Annotated in this window: 3 protein-coding genes, 4 tRNA genes and 2 pseudogenes; all 9 read right to left on the bottom strand. The window is 42.9% G+C overall.

The genetic code is table 11. The annotated features are described in order from the left end of the window. Positions 1-75 (bottom strand): annotated as a pseudogene (locus tag QME20_RS19525) (elongation factor Tu); the annotation flags it as partial. A gap of 67 nt (positions 76-142) precedes the next feature. Beyond that, a tRNA-Thr gene (locus QME20_RS19520) sits at positions 143-218 on the bottom strand. A 7-nt stretch (positions 219-225) separates the two neighbouring features. Then, positions 226-300, bottom strand: a tRNA-Gly gene (locus QME20_RS19515). A gap of 33 nt (positions 301-333) precedes the next feature. Then, positions 334-418 (bottom strand) — tRNA-Tyr (locus QME20_RS19510). A gap of 7 nt (positions 419-425) precedes the next feature. Continuing rightward, positions 426-501, bottom strand: a tRNA-Thr gene (locus tag QME20_RS19505). Between the two features lie 109 nt (positions 502-610). Next, positions 611-1369 (bottom strand): type III pantothenate kinase, encoded by a 759-nt coding sequence (locus tag QME20_RS19500; protein WP_101565988.1) that lies wholly within the window; start codon positions 1367-1369, stop codon positions 611-613. Positions 1370-1517: 148 nt separating this feature from the next. Beyond that, entirely contained in the window at positions 1518-2504 is a 987-nt protein-coding gene (gene birA, locus QME20_RS19495) for a bifunctional biotin--[acetyl-CoA-carboxylase] ligase/biotin operon repressor BirA (protein WP_039222269.1), read from the bottom strand. Then, positions 2501-3532: a UDP-N-acetylmuramate dehydrogenase gene (gene murB, locus QME20_RS19490; protein ID WP_075176698.1), complete on the bottom strand. Its 1032-nt coding sequence runs from the start codon at positions 3530-3532 to the stop codon at positions 2501-2503. The genes birA and murB overlap by 4 nt, the downstream gene beginning before the upstream one ends. Before the next feature lie 172 nt (positions 3533-3704). Next, a pseudogene (locus QME20_RS19485) lies at positions 3705-4088 on the bottom strand (chemotaxis protein); the annotation flags it as partial. Positions 4089-4163: the final 75 nt, after the last annotated feature.

Raw genomic sequence — 4163 nt, 5'->3', positions numbered from 1 at the left:
TTTACCGTGGTCAACGTGGCCGATTGTACCCACGTTTACGTGGGGTTTCGTACGTTCAAACTTTTCTTTTGCCATTTCTATTATCCCAGCAAAGTTACATTAAAAAATTTAGAAATTTTACATGAGCTGGGGAGAAATAAACTGGTGCTGATAGGCAGATTTGAACTGCCGACCTCACCCTTACCAAGGGTGCGCTCTACCAACTGAGCTATATCAGCACTGATTTGGAGCGGGCAGCGGGAATCGAACCCGCATCATCAGCTTGGAAGGCTGAGGTAATAGCCATTATACGATGCCCGCAATCCTAATTCTCTGGCCACCTCATAGAGAAAGTGGTGGAGGGGGCAGGATTCGAACCTGCGAAGGCTGAGCCGGCAGATTTACAGTCTGCTCCCGTTGACCGCTTGGGTACCCCTCCAGATTGATGGTGCCGACTGCCGGAATCGAACTGGCGACCTACTGATTACAAGTCAGTTGCTCTACCAACTGAGCTAAGTCGGCACTACATCAAGTGGGTGCGCATTCTAGAGTATTGTTTAACTCTGTGCAAGTGTCTTTTTGAAAATTTTTCAATTTTCTTTTTTGACCAATTTTTCAACTAATCAAAAACTTACGTCGACGTTCCCTTTAAAAGTTCACTTCGAGCGTAGCGGGCAAGACCCTGCATCACCAAATGAGCGAGGCGCATGTTATCAGCAGATTTTAAGAATGCAAACACTTTTTTGTCTCCCCCCCCTAAAATTATGTCAAATTCGGTTTGTTTGCTTGATATGTAATCAACCGCGCTCAAATAAACACCATATAGGGCAGCATGACACCCTGTTGCCACACAATCTTCTGTATCGGTCCCCACTCCAAAGGTGGTCGGAATTTCATCATTCGCGAACACTTTTTTAGTTGAAGCAACTAATGCATTACGCATTACTTGAAATCCAGGTACGATCCAACCGCCTAAATGTTGACCATCCACCACAAAATCAACCGTTATTGCCGTACCTACATCCATAACAAAAAATGCTTTTTTTGATTTTTCTGCAGCACAGACCATGGCAAGCCATCTATCAACGCCCATTTTTTGAACATTCGCGTAACTATTTTTTATGCCGAAGGCTTCTTTCTCGGTGTGCTTTTCTACAAAAACAATATTTCGCTCGTTACACATGGCGGATATTTCATCAACCAGCTCCTGATTTCTTACCGAAGCTATATATAAATGGGAAATTTTTTTCTGAGAATCGATAAAAGAGAAGAGAGAATTGGCATCTTCACATGCATTAGGCTCTTCTTCTGCATGACAAAGCAGTGAATATTTTATTCGGGTGTTACCGATATCCACTAATATGACGTGGTTTTCTTCAATGTTGTTCATATTTTTGGTTTCAATCGCAAAGCAATGCGTAAAACGAACGGATAAAACGCTATTTAAAAATCACAAAGATGAACTACGAAGTACTTTTATTATAAATAATGGCTAAAATCTTCGTAGCTCAGCTATAAAATAAAACAAAAATAAAAAGTTAATTGCCTCTAAGGCTAACTTCGCCACCGTGGAATCGGGTAATACCGTCTTGTGTTTCAACTAGTAGCGCGCCGCTGGCGTCCACTCCCCTATCAATTCCGGAAAAACGCTTCTCACCCATTTGTAAAACAATGCGTTTATCGGCGTATAAGTCGAGCGCTTCCCAATATGCTGTGAATGGCCCGAAGCCCTGCTGGGTAAATTTAGGTAAATAAGACCATAGCGATTTTATAATTTCTGCCGCTAAAGCATTTCTATCTGGGATAGTGCCCAAATATGACGCAAGATCGCTATGAGGCTGACCAACATCGTACTGATTATCGGGTACGCAAACATTCAAACCTATGCCGATAACACTATGCGCCGTAGCGCCTATTTGCCCTTCTACTTCAATAAGTACGCCCGCAAGCTTTTTACCTTGCAAATAAATGTCATTCGGCCATTTAAGCTCGGCGTCTTCTACGCCAAATTCTTTAAGTGCATCGCAAACTGCCAAGCCTACCAATAAAGAAAGTCCCGCCATGCTTTGATAACCGTCGGGAAAAGACCAGTACATAGAAAAAGTTAAGCTTCCGCCAACTGGCGCTAACCATGAACGGCCGTGTCTACCGCGTCCATCGGTCTGAATTTCAGCAAAAACGACATCGCCGTTTTCAAGATCTTCTCGTTTGCTGGCAATACGCTTCTTCATTTCCGTATTGGTGGAAGGTAATACCGACTCCACATCAATAACCGCTCGTTTTGTATTGCCTAAATGACGTTTAATGCTGTCGGCGCTTAACAATGGAAACCCTCGTTCTAAACGGTAGCCTTTACCTTTTACTTTAAATACATCTAATCCCCAATCGGCGAGTTGGGAAATATGGCCTGCAACTGCTGTACGCGAAAGGCCCACTTGCTGTGCAATGGTTTCGCCTGAGTGAAACTGGCCGTCGGACAACAAAGCGAGTATATGTTTTCTTATAGCTTTTGATGCTTGTCTCATAGCGAAATAAGTCCTTTGCTTCCTAATAAGCGCACTTCTGGTTCAAGCTGTATGCCGAACTTACCCTGTACGCTTGCTATGATATCTTTTGCCATGGTTATTACATCACTTCCGGTGGCGCCACCTAAGTTAGTAAGCACCAATGGCTGTGTAGGGTGGCATCGTACTTTATTCAAAGTCTTGCCCTTAAAACCTGCCTGGTCGATAAGCCACGCGGCAGGAATTTTTATTTGTTCTTTTTCAGTGGCTGGCAGCTCAACACCTCCGTGCACCACAAAATGTGGCACTGAATCATACCCTTGTGCGATCGCTTGAAACACAGCTTTTGAAACCACTGGGTTTTTAAAGAAACTTCCAGCATTGCCTAGCTCGGCAGGATCGGGAAGTTTGCTCTTCCTAATTTCTATTACCTTACTATACACCTTTTCTGGTGTAGGCTCAGTGAGTGCCGCTAGTTCGCCATAGCTGGTCTCGAGTTCGTAGTGCTTGGGCAGTTTAAAGTTTACATGAGTGATTAGCACTTTGTTCGCTAGTGCATGCTTGAACACACTGTCTCTATAGCCAAATTGACAGTCTTCGTTGCCCAACAATACCTGCTCGCCGGTTTCAAGAAATACACACTCTACTTTGTCGATTAACGTATTCACTTCTCGTCCGTACGCACCAATATTCTGAATTGGGCATGCGCCTACTGAACCTGGTATTAAGGCGAGATTTTCGAAACCATACCACTTCTCTTTCATACACAAAGTGACGAAGTCATGCCAGTTTTCACCTGCACCTACCCGTAAGTAGTGGTGACTTTCAGTATCAAAATGGCTTATTCCCTTAATCTCGTTAACCAGAATTGTACCGTCAAAGTCGTCAGTGAAGACTGAATTGCTTCCACCGCCCAATATATAAATGGCTTTGTTATTGTTTTTAGAAGTTTTGAAGATAGACAGGAATGAAGTAACGTCGCTAAACGACTGGATAGAATCACAAGAAGCGGCGAGGCCAAATGTGCTGTATGGTTGTAGTGAAGGCATAGAGTTTTACGAACTGCGAACAATTCGCTAATGGTAGGGTAACGAAGCAGCAAATAAAAGCGCAAAGAAGGAATAATATTGTTGCCAATATTGCTAAGCGCTAGAGCATTACCACTTTCATTCGTTAAAGTGAGAAAACGGAAGATAGCGCTTATACGTAAATACAGAGAACTTACTGCTCTTTGGCTTTATAACCAATACGAAACCCTCCCCAATGTTTACCGTTCACATATATCGGTGCAGATAGATCATGCATGACCTCACCTGTATCTCGTTTGTAAGTTTGTAGCAAGAAAGTAGAGGTATTGCTGCCACAACGACTTCCGGTTTTGTCATCGAATATCCGTTTCGTTCTGTTATTTGCTAAATCCGTATCGTAATTACCAGTAAGGGGCTGACTAAACTTTTTGTTGTGGGTAGGAAAGTAACCATTTACGTCAACTGCGCCGGCATAAATAATGAAACTGTGTGTTTCTAATAAAGGTTCTTGGATAGCGGGAAGTACGTCGTCGGTGAACTTATCAAAAGGTGTCGTGTGCTTTATAGGATTAGTGGAGACTGTAACTAATTTTGTGTAACTGCCTATCTCAATTTACTCTATAGAGAGTTAAGGATAGGCAGATGAACATGA

The sequence above is a fragment of the Alteromonas sp. CyTr2 genome, assembly GCF_947311905.1.
GTDB classification, from domain to species: Bacteria; Pseudomonadota; Gammaproteobacteria; order Enterobacterales; family Alteromonadaceae; genus Alteromonas; species Alteromonas macleodii.
Note: the sequence above shows the minus strand (reverse complement) of the source record. Positions and strands in the feature narration are given on the sequence as shown.

What these genes read in the sequence shown, in the direction of transcription:
- QME20_RS19500 (WP_101565988.1), bottom strand. Translation starts at nt 1,369, where the DNA reads ATGAACAACATTGAAGAAAACCACGTCATATTAGTGGATATCGGTAAC.
- birA (WP_039222269.1), bottom strand. Translation starts at nt 2,504, where the DNA reads ATGAGACAAGCATCAAAAGCTATAAGAAAACATATACTCGCTTTGTTG.
- murB (WP_075176698.1), bottom strand. Translation starts at nt 3,532, where the DNA reads ATGCCTTCACTACAACCATACAGCACATTTGGCCTCGCCGCTTCTTGT.